The 22,195-nt window shown below is 44.9% G+C and carries 20 protein-coding genes; 8 read left to right on the plus strand and 12 right to left on the minus strand.

Features of this window, described 5'->3' with window-relative positions; all coding sequences use genetic code 11:
* Positions 1 to 12 precede the first annotated feature (12 nt).
* From I2494_RS03475 to I2494_RS03505, 7 genes are all read right to left on the minus strand, one after another.
* Complete coding sequence (locus I2494_RS03475; RefSeq protein WP_218465412.1) at positions 13 to 2,091, minus strand: ABC transporter permease; 2,079 nt, start codon at positions 2,089 to 2,091, stop codon at positions 13 to 15.
* Between the two features lie 65 nt (positions 2,092 to 2,156).
* Complete coding sequence (locus I2494_RS03480; RefSeq protein WP_218465411.1) at positions 2,157 to 3,188, minus strand: ABC transporter substrate-binding protein; 1,032 nt, start codon at positions 3,186 to 3,188, stop codon at positions 2,157 to 2,159.
* A gap of 63 nt (positions 3,189 to 3,251) precedes the next feature.
* Entirely contained in the window at positions 3,252 to 4,595 is a 1,344-nt protein-coding gene (gene uhpC, locus I2494_RS03485) for an MFS transporter family glucose-6-phosphate receptor UhpC (RefSeq protein ID WP_228350835.1), read from the minus strand.
* Between the two features lie 73 nt (positions 4,596 to 4,668).
* Positions 4,669 to 6,210: an MASE1 domain-containing sensor histidine kinase gene (locus I2494_RS03490; RefSeq protein ID WP_218465997.1), complete on the minus strand. Its 1,542-nt coding sequence runs from the start codon at positions 6,208 to 6,210 to the stop codon at positions 4,669 to 4,671.
* A 12-nt stretch (positions 6,211 to 6,222) separates the two neighbouring features.
* Complete coding sequence (locus tag I2494_RS03495) at positions 6,223 to 6,852, minus strand: response regulator transcription factor (protein ID WP_218465996.1); 630 nt, start codon at positions 6,850 to 6,852, stop codon at positions 6,223 to 6,225.
* 337 nt (positions 6,853 to 7,189) lie between these two features.
* Positions 7,190 to 7,390 (minus strand): YbfA family protein, encoded by a 201-nt coding sequence (locus I2494_RS03500; RefSeq protein WP_218465995.1) that lies wholly within the window; start codon positions 7,388 to 7,390, stop codon positions 7,190 to 7,192.
* Positions 7,391 to 7,517: 127 nt separating this feature from the next.
* On the minus strand, positions 7,518 to 7,874 hold the full coding sequence (locus I2494_RS03505) for a hypothetical protein (RefSeq protein WP_218465409.1): 357 nt from the start codon (positions 7,872 to 7,874) through the stop codon (positions 7,518 to 7,520).
* Positions 7,875 to 8,263: 389 nt separating this feature from the next.
* Here I2494_RS03505 and I2494_RS03510 point away from each other — a divergent pair, with 389 nt between their 5' ends.
* A complete protein-coding gene (locus I2494_RS03510; RefSeq protein WP_218465407.1) occupies positions 8,264 to 8,692 on the plus strand; it encodes an EamA family transporter in 429 nt (142 codons plus the stop codon).
* 83 nt (positions 8,693 to 8,775) lie between these two features.
* Here the strand turns inward: I2494_RS03510 and pgm are convergent, their stop codons facing one another.
* Both pgm and seqA read right to left on the minus strand, forming a co-directional pair.
* On the minus strand, positions 8,776 to 10,419 hold the full coding sequence (gene pgm / locus I2494_RS03515; protein ID WP_218465406.1) for a phosphoglucomutase (alpha-D-glucose-1,6-bisphosphate-dependent): 1,644 nt from the start codon (positions 10,417 to 10,419) through the stop codon (positions 8,776 to 8,778).
* A 26-nt stretch (positions 10,420 to 10,445) separates the two neighbouring features.
* Positions 10,446 to 10,967 carry a replication initiation negative regulator SeqA gene (gene seqA, locus I2494_RS03520; RefSeq protein WP_218465405.1) on the minus strand — a complete coding sequence of 174 codons (522 nt, stop codon included), beginning with the start codon at positions 10,965 to 10,967 and terminating at the stop codon, positions 10,446 to 10,448.
* Between the two features lie 96 nt (positions 10,968 to 11,063).
* On the opposite strand from seqA, the gene ybfF reads away from it, so the two are divergent.
* The 7 genes from ybfF to fur all read left to right on the plus strand — a co-directional run bounded on the left by ybfF (position 11,064) and on the right by fur (position 17,650).
* Positions 11,064 to 11,813: an esterase gene (gene ybfF / locus I2494_RS03525; RefSeq protein ID WP_218465404.1), complete on the plus strand. Its 750-nt coding sequence runs from the start codon at positions 11,064 to 11,066 to the stop codon at positions 11,811 to 11,813.
* A gap of 186 nt (positions 11,814 to 11,999) precedes the next feature.
* Complete coding sequence (gene ybfE / locus I2494_RS03530; RefSeq protein ID WP_218465403.1) at positions 12,000 to 12,290, plus strand: LexA regulated protein; 291 nt, start codon at positions 12,000 to 12,002, stop codon at positions 12,288 to 12,290.
* A 121-nt stretch (positions 12,291 to 12,411) separates the two neighbouring features.
* The gene (fldA, locus tag I2494_RS03535) at positions 12,412 to 12,927 is read left to right on the plus strand and encodes a flavodoxin FldA (RefSeq protein WP_130591788.1); all 516 of its coding nucleotides are present in this window, start codon (positions 12,412 to 12,414) and stop codon (positions 12,925 to 12,927) included.
* Between the two features lie 610 nt (positions 12,928 to 13,537).
* Positions 13,538 to 15,604 (plus strand): carbon starvation CstA family protein, encoded by a 2,067-nt coding sequence (locus I2494_RS03540; RefSeq protein WP_218465402.1) that lies wholly within the window; start codon positions 13,538 to 13,540, stop codon positions 15,602 to 15,604.
* A gap of 94 nt (positions 15,605 to 15,698) precedes the next feature.
* On the plus strand, positions 15,699 to 15,893 hold the full coding sequence (locus I2494_RS03545) for a YbdD/YjiX family protein (RefSeq protein ID WP_130591790.1): 195 nt from the start codon (positions 15,699 to 15,701) through the stop codon (positions 15,891 to 15,893).
* 80 nt (positions 15,894 to 15,973) lie between these two features.
* On the plus strand, positions 15,974 to 17,023 hold the full coding sequence (locus I2494_RS03550) for a CobW family GTP-binding protein (protein WP_218465401.1): 1,050 nt from the start codon (positions 15,974 to 15,976) through the stop codon (positions 17,021 to 17,023).
* Between the two features lie 180 nt (positions 17,024 to 17,203).
* The gene (gene fur / locus I2494_RS03555; RefSeq protein ID WP_130591792.1) at positions 17,204 to 17,650 is read left to right on the plus strand and encodes a ferric iron uptake transcriptional regulator; all 447 of its coding nucleotides are present in this window, start codon (positions 17,204 to 17,206) and stop codon (positions 17,648 to 17,650) included.
* 53 nt (positions 17,651 to 17,703) lie between these two features.
* Here fur and I2494_RS03560 read toward each other — a convergent pair whose 3' ends face one another.
* The 3 genes from I2494_RS03560 to nagE all read right to left on the minus strand — a co-directional run bounded on the left by I2494_RS03560 (position 17,704) and on the right by nagE (position 22,083).
* Entirely contained in the window at positions 17,704 to 18,117 is a 414-nt protein-coding gene (locus I2494_RS03560; RefSeq protein ID WP_218465400.1) for a putative signal transducing protein, read from the minus strand.
* A 99-nt stretch (positions 18,118 to 18,216) separates the two neighbouring features.
* Positions 18,217 to 19,884: a glutamine--tRNA ligase gene (gene glnS / locus I2494_RS03565; RefSeq protein WP_218465399.1), complete on the minus strand. Its 1,668-nt coding sequence runs from the start codon at positions 19,882 to 19,884 to the stop codon at positions 18,217 to 18,219.
* A gap of 249 nt (positions 19,885 to 20,133) precedes the next feature.
* The gene (gene nagE, locus I2494_RS03570) at positions 20,134 to 22,083 is read right to left on the minus strand and encodes a PTS N-acetyl glucosamine transporter subunit IIABC (RefSeq protein WP_218465398.1); all 1,950 of its coding nucleotides are present in this window, start codon (positions 22,081 to 22,083) and stop codon (positions 20,134 to 20,136) included.
* Positions 22,084 to 22,195: the final 112 nt, after the last annotated feature.

The raw sequence follows: 22,195 nt of genomic DNA on the forward strand, positions 1-22,195 counted from the left end.
TCCATTCCGTGATTAATCGGCGTTCTTGGCTTTTGAGCGGGCAATGCGTGCTTCACCAACCAGATAATCAAATATCAGGATGATAGCTAACATGACCACAATCAAAATAGAACCATAGGCAATAGCAATCCCATACTCTCCATCCTCTACACGGTTAAGAATGTAGGAGGTTGCTACCCGTGTATCCGGTGTTACCAGGAAAATAATGGCGCTAACGGTTGTCATCGCACGAACAAAGCTATAGATCAGCGCCGACAGAATCGCCGGGCGCAGCAGCGGCAACAGAATATAAATAATGGTACGCAGCGATCCGGCCCGCAGGCTGAGAGAAGCTTCATCCAGTGATTTATCTAACTGCCCTAACCCGGCAATACCGGCACGAATACCAACCGGTACGTTACGCATCACCATTGAGATAATGACGATCACGGCTGTCCCTGTCAGATAAACTGGCGCACTGTTAAAGGCCAGAATATAAGAGACACCAGCAACGGTTCCTGGTACGGCAAAACACAGCATGGTAATAAACTCGATAGTTTTTTTACCGTGAAACTGTTGACGTACAACGATATAGGCAATCAACAAACCAAAGAAGGCGGTAATCGGCGCGGCGATACCGGCAAAAATCAGAGTATCAATGAGTGATGGCCATGCGCCGTCACTGAAGCCTTGTCCAAACAGCTTAATGAAGTTTTCCAGCGTCAGCGTGTAGTCCACACCCCAGTTAACAGTAAAGCTACCGTAGAAGATGCTGCCGTACAGCAAAACGTTAAAGGCAATCCACAGATATAACGTCAGAGAGATTCCCCATTGCAGCGTTGGCGGCAGCGGCTGTACATCACCCCGAGAGAACTTACCGGAAATGGTGACGTAAGAACGTTTGCCAATCCACATGTACTGAATACAGAAAACAAACAGGGAGAACAGCAGTAGAATAGCACCAAGAGTACTGGCAGCCGGATAATCTAACTGAGCACCGGTAATATAGAAGTAGATCTGAGTTGCCAGTACGTCGAAGTTACCCCCCAGAACTAACGGGTTACTAAAGTCCGCCAATGACTGCACAATAACAATCAGAAACGAGTTTGCCAGCGCCGGTTTCAGCAACGGTAAAAAGACCCGATAAAAGGTTTGATAGCGGTTAGCCCGCAGAGTATAGGATGCTTCCTCTAATGACGGATGAATAGTCTTGATAGCACCATCGAGAATCATGAATGACATCGGAGTGAATGCCAGCACCTGCGCAATCCATATCCCGGTGAAACCATACAGCCAGTTAGTATTCTCCAGCCCCATATATGTCACCATCCAGTTGGTTACATAACCGGAGCGCCCCATCATCAGGGTAACCCCCAATCCAACCACAAACGGAGGGGTAACAATAGGCAAAATAGAGAAGATACGGCTGACAAATGCAGAGCGTTTAGCGATACGCGTGGTGTAAATGGCACACACCAGACCAAAGAAGGTACAACCCGCACCAACGGCGGCGGCCAGTCCAATAGAGTTGATAATTACTTCTACCGTATGGGACTGGGTTAGTAATTGAATAAAATTGAATGGTGCAAAAGCACCACTATCATCTTTGAACATCGGCACAAAAATAGCGATGCTCGGAAACAGAATAAATACGGTAATCAGGGCTACAATAGCCACCAATGAGCCCATCACAAAGCGATCGCCGCCCATCCATTCCATACGCACACAGGCTAAAGTGATGATGGCACCCAAGGCGAAAAACAATGGTACGGTGGCCCAACCTAATCCTTGCTGTGTCCACCATGAAGTAGCTATGGTTAACAGGACACAGAATAGTGCATAACCCGCATCAAACAAATGACGACCGCGATGCTCCTGTGATAAAGGTGAAATTGGGCGAATAAGTAGTAACAGCGGAGGTAAAAACCACAGCCAGCCAACCCCACCGCTGTGCCAGGCATAACTGACTAACAGCTCATCGGATGTTGACTCAAACAGGCCATAATCCAGAGTGTACGCTGGTAATAGTGCAAAAGAAGCCACTATCAATAGCAACCAATAGAATACAGGATCCCATACACGACGAGCGTGCAGAGTGAGCGATTGTGACATAACGCGACCTCAGTAGCGGTGAAAAGGCTGTAGCCGCTGCTACAGCCATTGGGACGTGATGGAGTTTATTGCCCCATTTTCACTTCATTCAGCCACTTCGAGATCAGCGCTTTACGCATATCTGAAGCACCATACTTATCCATGTCGTACTTGATTAGGTTCAGTTCGTTTAATTTCAGTGAGTTTGGTGCCGGATCTGCCGTCAGGTTGGTCAGGATCTGATAAGACTGTCCTTTCTTCCATGACAGTTCCTGAGCTTCTTTAGACAACGACCAGTCAACAAACAGTTTGGCATTTTCCAGGTTACGGGCATTTTTGATAATACTAACGCCACCAATCTCATAGCCAGTACCTTCACAAGGAGCTACCAGTTTGATTGGTGCACCCTTCTCAATTTCCAGCGCATAGTCATGGAGGAAACCAATACCAATAGTGGCCTCACCACGCGCAGCGTTACGAGCAGGAGCAATACCTGACTTGGTATATTGTGAAATGTTGGTATTCAGCTGTTTCAGGTAATCAAAGGCTTTGTCCTCACCCCATAGCTGAGTGAAGGTTGCCAGTGCGGTATAAGCGGTACCTGAGCTTTGCGGATCGGCAATTTGAATTTCGCCTTTGTAAGCAGGATTAGTCAGATCGCTCCAGCACTTTGGCTCCGGCAGGTTTTTCTCTTTCAGACGGTCGGTATTTACACCATAACCAAGGATACCGATATAAATCGCCGAGGAGTAGTTGCCTTTACGGGTAGCAGGGTCCTGGAACTGTGGCATTAGCTGCGCCAGATTAGGAGATTTGTACGGCTGCAACAGATCCATTTCACCCGCTTGTGAATGTGGATCCAAGGTACCACCATACCAAACATCTGCCTGTGGGTTTTTCTTTTCCGCTTCGATTTTTGCCAGCGTACTACCAGAACCGTTACGGATAAAAGAGGTTTTCACATCATATTTTTCACCGAATGCTTTAGCCTCTTCCTCACACATAGAGTTCATGGCGCTACAATAAATTACCAGACGACCTTTAGCCATTGCGCCGGTAGCCAGAGTCGCCACGGCCAGACCAGTTGCAATCAGAACAGACAGGGTACTTTTTTTCATTATGTAGATCCTTGTGTTGTTTTCAGATGACGAAATAGCCATACAACTTGTCATTTTGGTTTACTAAGGTGTTTCGGAAGTACGAGATACCGAAACATTAAAATCATTTTTCGCCACACCCAGCATCAGCAAGGGCATCAGTAACATACCTATTAACGCCGTGGCTAACGTCAACAGGGTGAAAAATCCAGACCAGCTATAAAAATGTAATACCTGAGCTAATGGCCATCCAGCCAGTGCCGCACCAACGTAAGCAAAAATGCCTAAAAAACCGGTTACGGTTCCGGCAGCATCTTTATGGGTATACTCAGTCGCCGCCAGACCGATCAACATTTGTGGACCAAAAACAAAGAACCCCACACCGAAAAAACCAATCGCCAACAGTCCATAATGGTGAATCGGTGACAGCCACAAGCATGTCATGGTGGTAAACAGGCCAATGCTGAACAGTAAAATCATGGGGGCTCTCTGTCCGCGAAACAGTAAGTCCGATCCCCATCCGGCAAACAGTGCTCCGGCAAGCCCTCCCAGTTCAAACAGAGAAAGAGTCATATTGGCATTCAATAAACCAATACCGTGGCTCTCTGCCAACCAGATATTTCCCCAATCGTTTAACGCAATCCGTACCAGATAAACCAATATGTAAGACACACCCAGTAGCCAAATAGTCGGGTTAAACAAAATAGCCCGCCGAAAAATGACTAATATCGGTGCCGGTGGGCTGGACTGCTCCTGTCGAATTTCCAGTGGATCATGAAACCACTGCCCCACAGAAGGTAATCCTTGCTGCTCAGGGCTTTCATACAGCTGTCGGCAGAGCCAAAGCCCCAACGCAATACCAATACATCCTGGCACCAACAGCGCAGCCTGCCAGCCATATTCCATTGCTAACCAACCACAAAGCAACGGTACTGCGGCCCCACCCAAATTGATGGACATATTCCAGCATCCCCACCAGAATCCCCGCTCTTTTCGGGAGTACCAACGGGTTAATAATTTTGCACAAGGCGGCCATCCCCAGGCCTGAAAAAATCCATTAAGTGTCCAAATCAGTAACAACGCCGATAATGAATAACTGAAAGCAAACAGAATATTTAATACCCCAGTGATAACCAGTCCTGCTCCCATAAACCAGCGCATATTGCGGCTATCATTTAACATTCCGCAGGCAAATTTAGAGATACCGTAGGCCAGATAAAACAGGGTTCCCATCAGACCAATATCATCCTTGGTCAAACCCAGTTCCAGTTGCATCACAGGCATGGCGAAGTTGGCACTTTTGCGCGTCATATAAAACGCGGCATAACCGATAATCATCGACATCATTAGTCGGGGCCGCCAGTAGCGGTAACGCTGTTCTATCTGTGCATCCGTCAATGACATAGTGAGCCTCGGTGCCCCCTCGATTAGTTTGAAGTGTAGATAAACGCAGCAGAAAATGAATGAGACAAGGGTTTAAGCAACTAGGAAAAATTCCTAATTAAAGGTCTTTATTTATCGAATTTGTGGGGAGGTTAACAGTTATGCAAGTTCCTTCCTGACGGGAGAGTACCCAGTAACCGCCCAGAGCCCTTACTCGCTCTTCAATACCACGTAAACCAAAGCCTCCGCCGGTTTGTTCAGGCATACCGATACCATCATCTTTAACTATCAGGGTCATCATTTGGTTATCCTCCTGATGGAGTGATACCCGAATGGTTTTAGCCTGAGCGTGTTTATTAATGTTATTCAGCAATTCCTGTACCAGACGGTAGAAGGTAAACATAACGGTGTCGCTAAGCTGCCTGTCGTCCAATTGATAATTCAGTTCAAACTCAATACCACGCTCAGCAAAGGAGAACTCCTGAGCCAAATGGGTTAACGCATCTTTCAACGACATCTCTTCCAACACCGGCGGTCGGAGTTGATGTAATAGCTGTCGGGTAGCCTGATGGATACGCTGAGAGAGATGAGTAATCTTTTGTACTGACTGTAGGGAAATCGGTGAGTCGGTAGTTTTGTTAACAATCGCAGCCTGAATCTGAATCGCTGTAATGTTCTGCCCTATTTCATCATGAAGTTCCCGGGCGATATCTTTACGGACTTGCTCTTCCGTGTGCACCAGTCGTTCGGTCAATTGCCGTCGGGTATCCAGCTCCCGCTCCAACTGGTTACGGTAACGCTCCAGACGTTCCACCAATTGTTGCTGACGACTAACCGCAATACCTAACCCCAGACTCAGCAATGCCTGAATGGATAGAAATAACTTTAGTTCCATGGGATTGTATTCAGAACCACTGGCATGGCGAGTGGCAATCAACAATACACTCCCCAACAACGTAGCCAGAACACCGCCTTGCCAACCAAAGCGATAGGCCATAAATACGTTAGGTAAAAAGATAAAGATCAGCAGTAACCGCTCAATTTCAGGCGTTAGCATCAGTTGAATACTGATACCAATAGCAAAAAACAGCGAACACCAAATCAGTAAAGAAGTACGCAACGGCGGCGTAATATTTTCCGTTGGCAGTAACGTTTGCAGGTTCTGCTGTTTCAAATATTCATACAGCAAATAGATAAACGGCGTCAGCAATACGCCACCGGTAAAGGTGGTGAGTAACATCTCAGACAATGAAACATCCAACCAGTGAACCAGACACACTGTATGCAGAATCGTGCTACCCATTACCGCTGCCAGCAACATAAGTAACTTTTGCCAGTAAAGAGTGAAATAGTGCCAAAAACGACGGGCAACCAGAGCAATAATCAGAGATAAACAAGGGGAAGCCAGCAGGACATTAGTATCCAGCAATTTTTCATACTGCAACCAGCCAATAATCAGACAGGCTGACAGCATGACTACCGGGAAATATCGTCTTGAGATCAAAATTAGCAGCGTTAATGTCCATGCCTGAGGAAACATTAATACCGCCAGTTGAGCATCCGCATTCAGATAGAAGCTTATCCCCCACAATGCAACCCAGCCAAGTGTAAAGCTAAGCATCACAAACAAGTTCAGCCCTGTGGAGTGAAGCGCTTCCAGTCTGGATACCATCTACTTTTCTGCCAATAACTGATGTTCGAGGGCGAAATGAACCAACTCAATAATGCTGTCACACTCCAACTTTGCCAGCACATTAGCCCGGTGAACATGAACCGTTTTATGACTCAGGGATAATTTCTCCCCTATTTCTTTTGCACTTAAGCCAGCGATCAGCAGATCAAAAATTTCTTTTTCCCTCGGCGTTAACATTTGCAGCTCTTTGGGAATGGTAGCCGTCTGACGCAATGCCTGCAACGCATCAGCACAAAGATAAAAACCACCGCCATGCACTGCGCGTATGGCTCTCACCAGCTCTTCGGGCCCACAGCGTTTAGTTAAATAACCAGAAGCTCCTGCATCCACCGCATTTTTCACAAAAGCGTTGGTATCATAAATACTGAGGAAAATAGCACGAAAACCGGGACGAACCTGTCGAATACGCCTTAATAAACTCAAACCGCTTTCATCTGGCATAGAAATATCCAGAATGGCTATGTCGCATCCCTCTTTCAATAAATGGGGCCATGCTTGTGCGGCAGAGTTGTATTCACCAACGATGCGAATGTCCTCTTCCAGTGAAAGTAACTGCGCAAATCCGGAACGCACCACAATATGGTCATCAATCAGAGCAATATTAATCATATCTGCATGGTCTGTATGAAATAGGGAGATAATGTTCATTATTCTCCACGATAGCAAACCCTGAAAATCAAAAGTGTTAAGGTGGTGAATAATTTTATTGTTGTCCACCTTCTTTATCCAATGGTGAAACGAGTCACCTGATCTGAATGCGTTTTGTTTGGTTTTTTATCTAAACCTGATATCAAATGATTTTGTTTTCTCAATATCAATGAATATATCTTCAGTAAAAAAATACAGAATTTGTAGCCGCAAGAAATCATTAAGTAGCAAGTATAAAAAATGCCCTGATAAAATATCAGGGCATTTTGTCATCAATGATGAGAATCACAGCATCAATTTAATAAAAATCTTTAGGTGCTTTTTCAGCCAAAGACAACCAGACAGGTTTAGTGCTGGTTTTACTCCACACTCGATGTAAATAGCTGTAATAACGGCTCTTATCACTGCGAAATGCCATAAACGGCAGTGTGATAATGGTTAGCAACACTACGCCTGTACGACGTAATAAAATACGGTAGAGTGGATACCTCTGATACATCATGACTTGCCCCTCCCCTTATTTAGTAACAGCAATTTACCCGCGGTGAAAAATCACCGATTAACTGTGATTTATATTACGCTATAATAACTACACATTCAACTGGTCGGATCAGTTAAATAAAATATTAACTCGCTATCTGCCAAATCTCTTCCATCCTGTTACTTTCCGTTGCGGGCAACGGAATCAACGCTAAAAAATAAACCTGTGGTAGCTTGTTCAAATAGATAATCAACCAGCCATTCTCGCTCCACTCTCTTAACTCATTACAGTTAAACCGCCTCGCCAACTGCCACCTTAAGCGTTGGTTATCACTGTTAGTCGCTGTACGATTAAGAAACAGGCGCCCCTGGCAAGGATAACGTGCAATATTGGGTAACACGCAATTCTGCATCCAGTGAGTATTGATAGTTGATTGGTTAACGGCTTCGGTCAACATATCAATAAACTGGTGGGTGAAATGTAATTGGTATCCCTGAGACATGATGATTCATCCTGTTATCGCTTAACCATTCGACCCCTAAACTTTTTCTGTAATACTACTTTCGAAGAGCTCACATCATCCATTCCTCTCAACGCTGCCTGTAGCGCTAAATGATGTAAGTTCTGGTAAAAATGATGTTGAATAAACCGCTCTTGATGATTAATTTCCTGTGTCTTTTCCATAACGATTCCTGATGTGAATGACTTGTGCGAGTAACATAATCAGCTAATCTCTGCATCACCAGTGACAACTAACAAAGTTGCGTAATACATTCAGATAATAGTAACCAACCTGGTTTTTGTTATGCTGAAGCTTGTATGTTATTGAGAATTAGTCGTAATATCACCTAACTATTCCCGCCTACTCTGTATGATATTGAAGGATAAATTATGAGTACCTGGCTAATATACGCACTGCTATCCGCCATCACCGCTGCACTGGTAGCGATTTTTGGCAAAATCGGGTTACAACATTTGGACGCCAATACGGCAACGGCCATTCGCTCTATCGTTATGGCGCTGTTTCTGGTTGGCGTGGTAGTCGTTCAGGGAAAATTGGAAATGATTGGTGAAATAATGGCTGACCGCAAGGCATTATTCTTTATTGTTCTTAGCGGGGTAGCGGGTGCCTTATCATGGCTATTTTATTTTATGGCCATTAAGAATGGTACCGTCTCTCAGGTGGCTCCGATAGACAAACTCAGTGTCGTATTTGCCGTTATTCTGGCAGTGATTCTGTTTGGTGAAAAAGTGACATTATTTACCGGTGTCGGTATTGGGTTAATATCTGTCGGTGCGCTGTTGGTTGCTTTGGGATAACTATTCCCGAACATCAAATAATAAAAAAGCGTGGTAATCGCTTACCACGCCCTTTCTTAATTGACCTGTCAGGCTAAATCATACTATTCAGCTTTAGCCAAAACTGCGCTGACAATGTCTACTGCTTCACGTTCAATCTTCTCGCGGTGTTCTTTACCAAGGAAGCTTTCACAATAAATTTTGTAAGCTTCTTCCGTTCCTGAAGGCCGAGCGGCAAACCAACCGTTATCGGTCATGATCTTCAGGCCACCGATTGAGGCGCCATTACCCGGAGCCTTTGTCAGGCGTGCTGTAATCTTATCTCCCGCCAGCGTATCAGCAGTAACCATTTCCGGAGACAGGCGGGAAAGAATAGCTTTCTGAGCATGAGTTGCCGGTGCCTGGATTCGGTTGTAGCTTGGTGCACCAAAGCGCTGAGCTAATTGCTCGTAATGGTCCTGTGGGTTCTTACCGGTTACTGCGGTAATTTCAGCCGCTAACAGGCACATAATGATGCCATCTTTATCTGTAGACCACGGTTTACCATCAAAACGCAGGAAAGAGGCGCCAGCGCTCTCTTCACCACCAAAGCCCAGAGTACCGTTAAATAATCCATCAACAAACCATTTGAAGCCAACCGGAACTTCAACCAGCTTACGATCGATACTGGTAACTACCCGGTCAATCATCGCACTGGAAACCAGCGTTTTGCCGACCCCCATATCTTTGCTCCACTGTGGGCGGTGTTGATACAGATAGTTAATAGCGACAGCCAGATAATGATTAGGATTCATTAACCCTTTAGGGGTCACAATACCGTGGCGATCGTAGTCAGGGTCGTTAGCAAAGGCTAAATCAAATTTATCCCGAAGTGCCAGCAACCCTGCCATTGCATATTCCGATGAGCAATCCATGCGGATCGCACCATCATGATCAAGGTGCATAAAACGAAAAGAAGGGTCTACCGCGTCATTAACCAGTTTAAGGTTTAATTTGTATACATCTGCGATACGCTGCCAGTACTCAATACCCGCGCCTCCCAGAGGATCAACGCCAATAGCTAATCCGGCATTCTGAATGGCTGGCATATCTACAACATGCACGAGCTGTTCAACATAAGGTTGAATCAAATCCTGTGCGTGGATATGGCCGCTGTTATTCGCAGCAGCCAGAGTTTGACGCTTAATGCCCTGTAAACCATTTTTCAGCAGTTCATTAGCCCGGTTTTCAATCCACTGAGTCAGATTGGTGTCCGCGGGGCCACCATTTGGTGGATTATATTTAATACCGCCATCTTCAGGTGGGTTATGCGATGGGGTAATCACAATGCCATCAGCCAGTGCCTTTCCTGTGCGGTTATAACAAAGAATGGCGTGAGAAATAGCAGGCGTTGGAGTAAAACCATTATTCTCTTGCACAATGACATCAATACCGTTGGCAGTTAATACCTCCAGCACGGAAACAAAAGCGGGTTCAGATAAACCGTGGGTATCTTTACCGACATAGCAAGGCCCGGTAATTCCATTAGCCGCCCGATTCTCTGCGATTGCCTGAGCAATGGCTAAGATATGCGCTTCATTAAAACTTTGACGGCAAGCGCTACCACGATGTCCGGAAGTCCCAAACTTGACCGAGTGTGCGGGATTATCACTGTCTGGCTGCAAAACATAGTATTCAGAAACCAGTTGCGGAACATTTATCAGATCGCTTTGGCGGGCTAATTGCCCGGCTCTTGAATGATTACCCATCACACTCTCCCTGAAATTCAGTAAAATTAAATAGTTAGGCAGATAGCGGCTGTCAGTTCAGCCGAAAACTGCATTGATAACATAATCTGTTCAACCATACTGCGCTTACGTTCAGTATTAGTGTTAGTAATCACCCAATATGGCGTATCCGGTATATTTTTTGGCTTAGTATGTTTGCCATTTTTTAACAGGGTTTGCTGCGAATGAGAGAAATAGACACGAGTTCGACCATGCAATAACTCTGTCGCGTCAGCAAAACTGCTCCTGTCAACACGATATAGCGTAGACAATATCAACAAAAAACGATCCACAGCTTTCTTCTGAGCGATTAACTCGCCGGAATCAAGTAGTTTTTGAACATCGTGAACACGATCGGCCTGTGCAGTTACCGCTACCGGGATGACTGTTTCTGCTTCTTGCTTTGAAGCGGCCACTGCCGGAGATAAATTAAGCATCCGACGTAAAATTTCAGAAGCGCTTTCGCCAATGTGTAACGTGTGGCTGGCAATATAACGATAAAGCTCTTCATCAACTTCGATAGTTTTCATCTTTGTCCTATAATTCTTTGCTAGTTATTCATGGGGAATTATACAAGTTCATCTCGTGATACTCTAACGCAAAGCAACCCAATATGTGACATTGTTATGAAATTAAACTATCGCCTTCAGGGAAATGGCCAAACTATTGTGCTGATTCACGGCCTGTTTGGTAGTCTGGATAATCTTGGTGTACTGGCTCGCGACCTTCAACAGGATTACCAAACACTACAAATTGATCTGCGTAATCATGGATTATCGCCCCACAGTGATGAAATGAGTTATCAGTTTATGGCTGAAGACGTACTGGCTTTACTCGATGAACTCAACCTTCAGCAAGTCATTTTGATTGGTCACTCCATGGGGGGAAAAGTCGCAATGAAGCTGACGGAAATCGCCTCCGAGCGTATTTCTCAGTTGGTAGTTATTGATATAGCGCCCGTCGCCTATCAAGAAAACCACCATGACGATGTTTTTGCAGCACTGAATGCCGTGACGCATTCAGCGGCCACACAAAGAACGGAAGCAGCTGAAATCATGCGGACTCAGGGTTTACACGAAGGAGTCATTCAGTTTTTACTGAAGTCTTTTCATCAGGGTGAATGGCGATTTAACGTCCCTGTGTTACAACAACGCTATGCAGACATTATTGGCTGGCATGAAGTGCCGACCTGGACACATCCCATGATCTTTATTCGTGGAGAGCTCTCCCCTTATATTCAGGACAGTTATCGCTCAGCCATCGCGCGTCAGTTTCCATCTGCCCGTGCCTATGTTGTAGCCGGTAGCGGTCACTGGGTTCATGCTGAAAAGCCACAACATGTTATTCGCATTGTGCGTAAATTTTTGCAAGGATGATGAGATCGGATGGTTAGAAAGTTAATTATTTGCTGAATTAACAGGGTAAACCATTGGCTGGCTGATTCTACTGCGTTATCATCCGCGGCGACGTGACATTGCAGGGTATGATTTTTGCTGTAACTACCGCTGTCACCTAAACTGAATGATTAAATTTATTTCTATCTGGTTTCGTATTCTGATTTTATGGCAAAAGAACAATTAGATCGTACCACGCTGGATCTTTTCGCTGATGAACGCCGTCCTGGTCGTCCTAAAACCAGCATGCTATCCCGCGATCAACAATTGCGCATCAATAAACGCAATCAGCTACGACGTGACAGAGTTCGTGGGTTAAAACGTGTAGAGTTGAAGCTATCGCAGGATGCGGTTGATGTTCTGGATCAACTGGCTGACCGACAGGGAATCAACCGTAGTGAATTAATAGAAATCTTGTTGTTGAATGAGAATAAAAAGCAGCGTTCCAGACCGTCATAAAACCGCTGTTCTGCTTTCCGGGCCTTGTGCCAGGCAGCACAGATTAACGATGCCAACCAGCATCAACAATGTTATATTATTGAATACGACGTATTAATATTTATTAAAGGTGTAAATCGTTATGGCAACCGTAGGTATTTTCTTTGGTAGCGACACTGGCAATACTGAAAACATTGCCAAAATGATTCAAAAGCAGCTTGGTAAAGAAGTTGCTGAAGTTCACGACATTGCGAAAAGCAGTAAAGAAGATATTGAGCGTTTTGATACGCTGCTGTTGGGAATTCCAACCTGGTATTATGGCGAAGCTCAGTGCGACTGGGATGATTTCTTCCCTACTCTGGAAGAGATTGACTTTGAAGGTAAACTGGTTGCTATTTTCGGCTGTGGCGATCAAGAAGATTATGCAGAGTATTTCTGTGACGCAATGGGTACCGTTCGCGATATCATTGAACCTCATGGCGCAACCATCGTAGGTAACTGGCCAACGGCAGGCTATCATTTTGAAGCCTCTAAAGGTTTAGCGGATGATAAACACTTTATTGGATTAGCCATCGATGAAGACCGTCAGCCAGAATTAACCGCTGAGCGTGTTTCTGCCTGGGTGAAACAAATCTCTGCTGAAATGAATCTTGCTTAATTCTATACCCTTCGCTTTTGTATTACTTAATAAAAACAAGTAATACATAACATCAAATAATCAAATAATCAAATAATCAAATACATAATAACCACCAGAACTGTACTGGTGGTTATTATCTCCTGCTATAAATTTAACTTCCTAATAATTTAGCAAAATTAACTCCACATAATTAATGTGGACATAAATCACAAATTAAAATAAAAATTTCATCAACCTGTGATCGAGTGCAAAGTCAATCTGGCTAAACGCATTGGAAAACTTTACAAATTCATTACTATAATTAGGCTAGTTGTTATCAGATATAAATAAAATATTTGATGACACAGTTTTTATATATCTAGTTTTAAATCTAACTTACTAATACAAATAGAAAATAGCTCATACGGCAAATACTGGAATATAACTATTTTACGTTATATACAACGCATAACCATAATAAACAGAGGGGATAGGCTGATACGACATATTATTTAAAATAGAGCCCTGCATTGCTGATAACAATGTTTATATCGACTTTATTGATTCATCATATAAATGTCTGTTTTAGGGTGCCCGACAATAATTTCCTATTTAATATTTATCTTCTAATTAATGAGGAGGAACGCTTATGCGCAGCATAGCGTCCTATATTATATGGTTCGCTGTCGCTATTCTTGGCGCCTGTGGGCTCGCCATCATTGCTTTAAACAATGGTGAAAAGGTTAACGCACTTTGGATCGTGGTGGTTGCCGTATCGGTATATTTGATTGCCTATCGTTATTACAGCAAATTTATTGCAAATAAAGTTCTTGGCCTTGATTCGACCCGAATGACCCCAGCCTATCGCCACAATGATGGTCTGGATTACGTTCCTACTAACAAATACGTGCTTTATGGTCACCACTTCGCCGCTATCGCTGGTGCGGGCCCGTTAGTTGGACCGGTGCTGGCAGCACAAATGGGCTACTTGCCGGGTATGATCTGGATTCTGGCGGGGGTTGTTCTTGCCGGTGCCGTTCAGGATTTTATGGTTCTGTTTGTTTCTACCCGTCGCGATGGTCGCTCTTTGGGCGATTTGGTGAAAGGCGAATTGGGTACTGTACCGGGTATTATTGCCCTGTTTGGTGCCTTTATGATTATGATCATTATTCTGGCAGTGCTGGCATTGATCGTCGTTAAAGCGCTGATTAACAGCCCATGGGGTGCCTTTACCGTTGGTGTGACTATTCCTATTGCGCTGTTTATGGGGGTTTATACCCGCTATATCCGTCCGGGAAAAATTGGGGAAATCTCAATTATTGGTTTCATTTTACTGATGCTGGCTATTATTTATGGCGGTGAAGTAGCTAAAAGTGAAACGCTGGCACCAATTTTTACCCTTGATGGTGTACAGCTGACTTGGGCTCTGATCATTTATGGCGGCATTGCCTCTGTTCTTCCGGTATGGTTATTGCTGGCTCCGCGTGATTATCTGTCAACCTTCCTGAAGATTGGTACTATCGTTGGTCTGGCTATTGGTATTGTTATCATCGCTCCTAGCCTGGAAATGCCGGCAACGACTCAATTTATTGACGGTACTGGCCCGGTTTGGGCTGGCGATCTGTTCCCATTCCTGTTTATTACCATTGCCTGTGGTGCGATCTCCGGCTTCCACGCACTGATCTCTTCCGGTACCACACCTAAAATGCTGGAAAACGAAACCCATGCCCGCTTTATTGGTTACGGCGGTATGTTAATGGAATCATTCGTTGCCATCATGGCGTTAATCGCTGCGTCCGTTATCGACCCGGGTGTGTACTTCGCGATGAACAGCCCTCTGGCTATTCTTGGTCCAACGGTCGAGTCCGCAGCCAGTGTTGTTAGCTCCTGGGGCTTTACCGTAACACCAGAAGTTCTGGTTCAGTATGCGAAAGACGTTGGTGAAACCACTATCGTATCCCGCGCCGGTGGTGCTCCTACTCTGGCCGTTGGCATGGCGCACATTCTGAGTCAGTTGACTGGGCCAACTATGATGGCTTTCTGGTATCACTTTGCCATTCTGTTTGAAGCACTGTTCATCCTGACCGCAGTTGATGCCGGTACCCGTGCTGGTCGTTTTATGCTGCAAGACTTAATGGGAACTTTTGTTCCATCCATGAAGCGCACTGACTCTTTTGTTGCCAACATTACAGCAACAGGATTGTGTGTCGCAGCATGGGGTTACTTCTTGTATCAAGGCGTAGTTGACCCACTGGGTGGTATCAATACCCTATGGCCTCTGTTTGGTATTGCTAACCAGATGCTGGCAGCGATTGCGTTGACCCTGTGCGCCGTTGTTCTGTTCAAAATGAAGCGCGAAAGATATGCCTGGGTTGCCGTTGTACCAACCATTTTCCTGCTGGTTTGTACTCTGACTGCCGGTTGGCAAAAAGTGTTTGATGATAACCCACGCGTTGGCTTCCTGGCTCTGGCTAAAAAATATCAAGCCTCGCTGGATCAGGGACAAATTTTGGCTCCGGCTAAGTCTCTGGATCAAATGAGTGCACTGATATTTAACAACCAACTGGATGCGGGTCTGACTATACTATTTATGTTAGTCATGATCAGTGTGGTGGTGTTTGGTTTACGTACGGCGTTTAAAGCGCGTTCAAATCCAGCACCAACAGCGAACGAAGTACCTTACGAACCAATGCCTGCATCGGCAACGGTTAAGTAATCGCTGATGTTAAATAGACATTAATAGTAAAAAGATGGCAGTATCGGGTTATTGATTCGCTGGTTACTGCCATCCTGATTAAGGGAAGTCACTTATGTTTGAAGATCTCGCAAAAGTTGGCCGCTATCTTGGTCAGGCGGCTCGTCTGATGGTGGGCGTCCCTGACTATGATAATTATGTTCAGCATATGCGCATTACCCATCCGGATCAGGAAGCGATGACTTATGAAGAGTTCTTTCGTGAGCGTCAGCAGGCTCGCTATGGCAGCGGTAATGGTTCTTGCTGCTAGACATTAACTCTTTTTGTGACACATCAGATATTTTACCAACGCAATAATGCGTATGGTTAAAATAAAAAAGGCAACACGTTATGACCACCCCACTTCAGTTACCGGTGACGGTATTAACCGGTTTTCTTGGTTCAGGCAAAACGACTCTGATTAACCATTTGCTGGAAAACTACCCCGGCGAACGCATCGCTATTATTGAAAACGAATTTGGTGCCGTTGGCGTAGATGGCGGACTATTAGGGCAGCATAGCGGTATTGAGGTTATTGAATTAACCAATGGCTGTGTATGTTGTAGCGTGCGCGGTGAGTTGACTGAAGCCTTAAAAAACCTGTTAGAGCAGCGGGATGCGGGTCAGCTTAATTTTGATCGACTGTTGTTAGAAACCACAGGATTAGCCGATCCGGCTCCGGTGATTCAAACCTTCTTTGTTGATGATATTTTGCGTGAACGTCTACAGTTAGACGCCATTATTACCCTGGTAGACAGTGAACATGCACAGAAACAGCTAACCGAACATCGGGTTGCCGTTTCTCAGGTTGGTTTTGCCGACAGACTTATTTTGACTAAATTAGACCGTATCGATAGCGAAGCAAAAACGCTGCTATTAGAACGTTTACGTAACATTAACGCCAGAGCACTGGTATGTGAAGCTCAGCACGGTAAGCTGGAAAAAGCTGCCTGGATTGGTATTCAGGCATTTAATATGGATGACTCTTTTGATCTTAATGGCACCTTTGTGGCCTCTACTGCACCTTCACAGGCACCAACAAACTTTCGTCCTTTAAATCAAACATCCAGGCCCCTTGCCCGCTCATGGAATGATGATATTACTTCTCAGGTTTTTGAAACCGGCGAGGTTGATATCAAGCTGATTGGTGCATTTATGGAAACGGCCATCGAAAAATATGGCAATGACATGCTACGCTATAAAGGCATTCTGGCAATTGAAGGGGAACCTCGCCGTCTGATTGTTCAGGGTGTGCACAAAGTTGTTGGTTTTGATTACGGAACCGAATGGGCTGAGAAAGAGCCTCGTAAGACGCTGTTAGTTATTATTGGGCGTAATTTACCTGTTGAGACATTAAGAAATGAGTTTTTAGCCACGGCAGTTTCACACTCCGTTAGCTAATAACAGATCCAGTAACGGTTGAATATCATCAGAATTATGATTCTACCTATCGATTCTATCGAACTTGAACTGACTCCCTAAGGTTTTCATTTCATATGTCTGGCTCTATAATGGTATATTATAATTATGTTAATCATTCGCTAGCGATTCATGGCGCCCCGAATTTAGGAACAAATCTGCATGACTGATAATAATATCGCACTGAAGAAGGCTGGACTGAAAGTTACGCTCCCACGGCTTAAGATTCTGGAAATACTTCAGGAGCCAGATAACCATCACGTTAGCGCGGAAGATTTATATAAAAGACTGATTGATATGGGTGAAGAGATCGGGCTGGCTACCGTATATCGTGTGCTGAACCAGTTTGATGATGCCGGTATCGTAACCCGCCATAGTTTTGAAGGCGGTAAATCAGTATTTGAATTAACGCAAAAACATCACCACGACCACTTAATTTGTCTGGATTGTGGACGCGTAATTGAATTTAGCGACGAGTTTATTGAACAACGTCAGCGTGAAATTTCAGAAAGATACAACATCAAGTTAACTAACCATAGTTTGTATCTGTATGGCAAATGCAGTTCTGGTGATTGCCGTAAAGACGATACGTTACACGATACTAAATAAGTTGCTTTAGTAACTTCAGATTTAAATATGCCAGCAGCTAACTACTGCTGGCATTATTTTTGGGTAAACTCCCCGCAGTCATTACACTTTATGCCGTGTTGATACTTAAACAGCGGGAAGCCTAACAAAATAAACACCACAAATGCGGGTCTCTTACCTTTAGTAAAAGGGATGACATCACTACTACCGCAATGAGAACAGCGCCATTGTGATTCTTCTTCATCTTCCCCCGCCTCTTCTATCACCGATTGAGAGAAGTCCTGACGAAGTATCTCTTCAGCTTCCTGCACATTATCACTATCAACCATCAACCTGACTCCGCCCAAAGCATCAGAGTAAAGCCAGTTAGTATTGATAGTATGTACATCGGCTATATGGGCACTAATCCCTGCGGCTTCCAGATTGCTTTTTGCTATCTGGGCTTCAAGGGGATAAGAGTAGCGAGCAACGACAACCAGTTGTCCCATAATATCTCCGTATAAAATACATCCATTGACTGTTAAAAAAGCCTGTCGGATTGCTCTGACAGGCTTCTGATATTAACCATTCTCAATCAAGACTAAAAATTAGCTTGCCTGAGCAGCCCAGGTGTCACGCAGGCCAACGGTGCGGTTAAACACTAAATGCTCTGATGATGAATGACGGCTGTCTGCACAGAAATAGCCTTCACGTTCAAACTGATAAGCAAACTCTGGTTTAGCCTGCGCCAGACTTGGCTCTACAAAACCGTGCACCACTTTCAGTGATTCAGGATTAATGGTAGATAAAAAATCCTCAGCGGCCCCCGGATTCGGTACGTTAAACAGGCACTCATATAAACGAAATTCTGCCGGTAACGCATGAGATGCGGATACCCAATGAATAACGCCTTTCACTTTACGCCCGTCAGCCGGATCCTTACCCAGAGTTTCACTATCATACTGGCAATAAATAGTGGTGATATTACCCTGATCGTCTTTTTCTACCCGTTCGGCTTTAATCACATAAGCATTACGCAGGCGAACCTCTTTGCCTAACACCAAACGCTTATACTGTTTGTTTGCTTCTTCACGGAAATCAGCGCGATCGATATAAATTTCGCGACTGAATGGTACAGCACGCGTCCCCATTTCTGGTTTATTAGGATGTGCGCTTACCGTTAGTATCTCTTCATGACCTTGAGGAAGATTTTCAATCACCACTTTAACCGGATCGATAACCGCCATCGCTCTTGGGGCGTTTTCATTCAAGTCTTCACGAATACAGGTTTCTAACGCAACCATTTCCACGTTATTGTCTTGTTTGGTCACACCAATACGGCGGCAAAACTCACGAATAGACGCAGCGCTATAACCACGGCGACGCAGGCCAGAAATAGTCGGCATACGTGGGTCATCCCACCCTTCCACCACTTTCTCTGTCACCAGTAAATTTAACTTACGCTTAGACATAATGGCGTACTCTAAATTCAGGCGAGAGAACTCATACTGCCGTGGATGGCATGGAATGGTGATGTTATCTAAAACCCAATCGTACAGACGGCGGTTATCCTGAAACTCCAGGGTACAAAGTGAGTGAGTTATCCCTTCCAGCGCATCAGAAATACAGTGGGTAAAATCGTACATCGGATAGATGCACCACTTATCCCCCGTCTGGTGGTGATCGGCAAACTTAATACGATACAACACCGGATCGCGCATCACGATAAATGAGGAGGCCATATCAATTTTGGCACGCAGACAGGCTTTACCTTCCGCAAACTCACCATTTCTCATTTTTTCAAACAAAGCCAGGTTTTCTTCAATACTGCGATCGCGATATGGGCTATTTTTTCCTGGCTGAGTGAGAGTACCGCGATATTCGCGCATCTCTTCAGGAGACAGCTCATCTACATAAGCCAGTCCCTTACTGATAAGTTCAACAGCGTATTGATGCAGCTGATCGAAGTAGTCAGATGAGTAACGAACAGCACCATCCCAGTGGAAACCTAACCACTCAACATCGTGCTTAATTGACTCCACATACTCGATATCTTCTTTAACCGGGTTGGTATCATCAAAACGCAAGTTGCACAGACCATGGTAGTCCTGTGCGATCCCGAAATTCAGGCAGATAGACTTCGCGTGACCGATATGCAGATATCCGTTTGGCTCAGGCGGGAAACGGGTCACAATGGTCGTGTGTTTACCTGATGCTAAATCTTCGTCAATAATATGACGAATAAAATTAGTCGGGCGAACTTCAGCCTCACTCATTTACTTTTTCCTCTATGCAAAATGCAAAAGCGTTCACAACGTATAACTTGTTATCTTCTAACAACCGCACGCAGGACACAACTGTTAGTTGCACGATTCCCGCGTCAGAACAGAAGCGACTGAATTAAAGAGGTTATACGTACGCATTAATGCGGAGCATTTTACATTAAAATCAGCACAAATAAAAAAACGGGAAGGTTATTCACCTTCCCGCTTCATATTTAACTATCTACAGACAAGAAACTAATCTTATCCTTTGATATCAAACAGCTTAGTTTGTCCTGCAACTACACTACCTGTTGCCACATCAGTGATACCAGAGAAGTCATCAATATTGCTGACAACTACCGGGCTGATAATGGAAGCAGCGTTAGCTGACAGATAATCCAGATCTAACTCCAGTACCGGATCACCCGCCTTCACTGTTGCGCCTTCTTCAGCTAAACGAGTGAAGCCTTTACCATCCAGTTTAACCGTATCAATACCAATATGAACGACAACTTCGGCACCGTTTTCAGTTTCCAGGCAGAATGCATGGTTGGTACCAAAAATCTTGACCAGTGTACCATTTGCTGGCGCCACTACGGTTTTACCCGTTGGGCGAACCGCAATACCATCACCTACTGCCTTGCTGGCAAATGCTTCATCAGGTACGGCTTCCAACGCCACGATCTCACCGGTAATTGGAGAAATCAACGTGCTTACTGAAGCTGCTTTTTTCACTTCAGCTGGTTTATTCGCTACAGCCTGAACTGGAGCTGCTGCCGTTGCTGCTGCCTGAAACTTAGGTGCAACACCTGAAGCAATCACTTTACGCATGCTGTCAGCAATAGACTCAGCTTTAGCACCAACGATAATTTGAATACTTTGTTTGTTTAACTTAACAACACCCGCTGCGCCTAAACGTTTAGCGGCAGTGCTATCAACAATACTTGAGTCTTTTACCGTTAAACGTAAACGGGTAATACATGCATCAATACCGGTCAGGTTATCGCTACCACCGATAACACCAATGTAGCTGCTGGCTAAAGCATCCAGACCTTCGCTGGTATTGCTGTTATCCGGGGTGACTTCTTCTTCAGTTTCATCTTCACGACCCGGTGTTTTCAGATTGAATGCGCGGATAATGAAAGAGAACAACAGGAAGTAGACCACAAATGCTACCACGCCCATCACTAACAGCATCCAAACGTTGCTGCTGGCTGCCGGCAGTTTAAACATTAATGCATAGTCGATTGCGCCTGCTGAGAAGGTAAAGCCAGCGTGAATACCTAAAGCGGTAGCGACGTACAGGCTGATACCAGTCAAAATGGCGTGTACTAAATACAGTAATGGAGCCAGGAACATGAACATGAATTCAAGTGGTTCAGTTACACCGGTCAGGAATGCGGTTAACGCAACTGACAGTAACAGACCACCTACCGCTGAGCGGCGCGCAGGTTTTGCAGCAAAGTACATTGCTAATGCAGCACCTGGTAAACCAAACATCATGATTGGGAAGAAGCCTGACATGAACATCCCGGCAGTGCCATCACCGTTATAGAAACGGTTGATATCGCCGTGGAACACTTGACCTGCTGCGTTAGTGAACTCACCGATTTGGAACCATGCAATGGTATTCAGAACCTGATGCAGACCAGTCGGGATTAACAGACGGTTTACGAAACCGAAGATACCAGAACCCAGTGCGCCCTGTTCAACGATCCATTGGCCACCGCTGTGAATAGCCGCCTGAATTGGAGGCCAGACATAGCCGAAAATCGCTGCCAGAATCAAACAGAAGAAGCCCGTTGCAATAGGAACGAAACGCTTACCACCGAAGAATGACAGGAAGTCTGGTAATTTAATATCACACCAGCGGTTATATACCGCACCACCAACCAGACCAGAAATAATACCGGCTAACACACCCATATTAATACTGGCTTCAATGGTAACTGTTGCTTTAGTTAAAATGAAGAAACCAACCGCACCAGCCAATGCCGCAGAACCCGCATTATCTTTAGACCAGGTTGCTGCCACACCGATAGCAAAAATCAGCGCCAGGTTGTCGAAGATTGCCGCACCGGCCTGAGCCATAAACGCCAGGTTCAGTAGATCGGGCTGACCGAAGCGCAACATCAATGCCGCTACGGGTAATACGGCGATCGGTAGCTGTAACGATCGCCCTAGTCGTTGAAAAAATCCAAGTATATTCACCTTGTTTCCCCCTGCATGTCCTTAAAAAAGGACTTATTTTTTATACTCAACAATAAGGCGCCTACCGTACAACTCTGCTACCGTCGATAGACAAGACACAACTCATGCACAA

Source organism: Limnobaculum allomyrinae (assembly GCF_016649425.1).
Classification (GTDB): domain Bacteria; phylum Pseudomonadota; class Gammaproteobacteria; order Enterobacterales; family Enterobacteriaceae; genus Limnobaculum; species Limnobaculum allomyrinae.

Excerpts from the sequence above, each read along its gene's own strand:
- fur (WP_130591792.1), top strand. The coding sequence starts at position 17,204 with ATGACTGATAATAATATCGCACTGAAGAAGGCTGGACTGAAAGTTACG.
- I2494_RS03480 (WP_218465411.1), bottom strand. The coding sequence starts at position 3,188 with ATGAAAAAAAGTACCCTGTCTGTTCTGATTGCAACTGGTCTGGCCGTG.
- I2494_RS03550 (WP_218465401.1), top strand. The coding sequence starts at position 15,974 with ATGACCACCCCACTTCAGTTACCGGTGACGGTATTAACCGGTTTTCTT.
- pgm (WP_218465406.1), bottom strand. The coding sequence starts at position 10,419 with ATGGGTAATCATTCAAGAGCCGGGCAATTAGCCCGCCAAAGCGATCTG.
- I2494_RS03495 (WP_218465996.1), bottom strand. The coding sequence starts at position 6,852 with ATGATTAATATTGCTCTGATTGATGACCATATTGTGGTGCGTTCCGGA.
- ybfF (WP_218465404.1), top strand. The coding sequence starts at position 11,064 with ATGAAATTAAACTATCGCCTTCAGGGAAATGGCCAAACTATTGTGCTG.
- I2494_RS03510 (WP_218465407.1), top strand. The coding sequence starts at position 8,264 with ATGAGTACCTGGCTAATATACGCACTGCTATCCGCCATCACCGCTGCA.
- ybfE (WP_218465403.1), top strand. The coding sequence starts at position 12,000 with ATGGCAAAAGAACAATTAGATCGTACCACGCTGGATCTTTTCGCTGAT.
- I2494_RS03545 (WP_130591790.1), top strand. The coding sequence starts at position 15,699 with ATGTTTGAAGATCTCGCAAAAGTTGGCCGCTATCTTGGTCAGGCGGCT.
- fldA (WP_130591788.1), top strand. The coding sequence starts at position 12,412 with ATGGCAACCGTAGGTATTTTCTTTGGTAGCGACACTGGCAATACTGAA.
- I2494_RS03560 (WP_218465400.1), bottom strand. The coding sequence starts at position 18,117 with ATGGGACAACTGGTTGTCGTTGCTCGCTACTCTTATCCCCTTGAAGCC.
- I2494_RS03500 (WP_218465995.1), bottom strand. The coding sequence starts at position 7,390 with ATGTATCAGAGGTATCCACTCTACCGTATTTTATTACGTCGTACAGGC.
- glnS (WP_218465399.1), bottom strand. The coding sequence starts at position 19,884 with ATGAGTGAGGCTGAAGTTCGCCCGACTAATTTTATTCGTCATATTATT.
- seqA (WP_218465405.1), bottom strand. The coding sequence starts at position 10,967 with ATGAAAACTATCGAAGTTGATGAAGAGCTTTATCGTTATATTGCCAGC.
- I2494_RS03475 (WP_218465412.1), bottom strand. The coding sequence starts at position 2,091 with ATGTCACAATCGCTCACTCTGCACGCTCGTCGTGTATGGGATCCTGTA.
- I2494_RS03505 (WP_218465409.1), bottom strand. The coding sequence starts at position 7,874 with ATGTCTCAGGGATACCAATTACATTTCACCCACCAGTTTATTGATATG.
- I2494_RS03540 (WP_218465402.1), top strand. The coding sequence starts at position 13,538 with ATGCGCAGCATAGCGTCCTATATTATATGGTTCGCTGTCGCTATTCTT.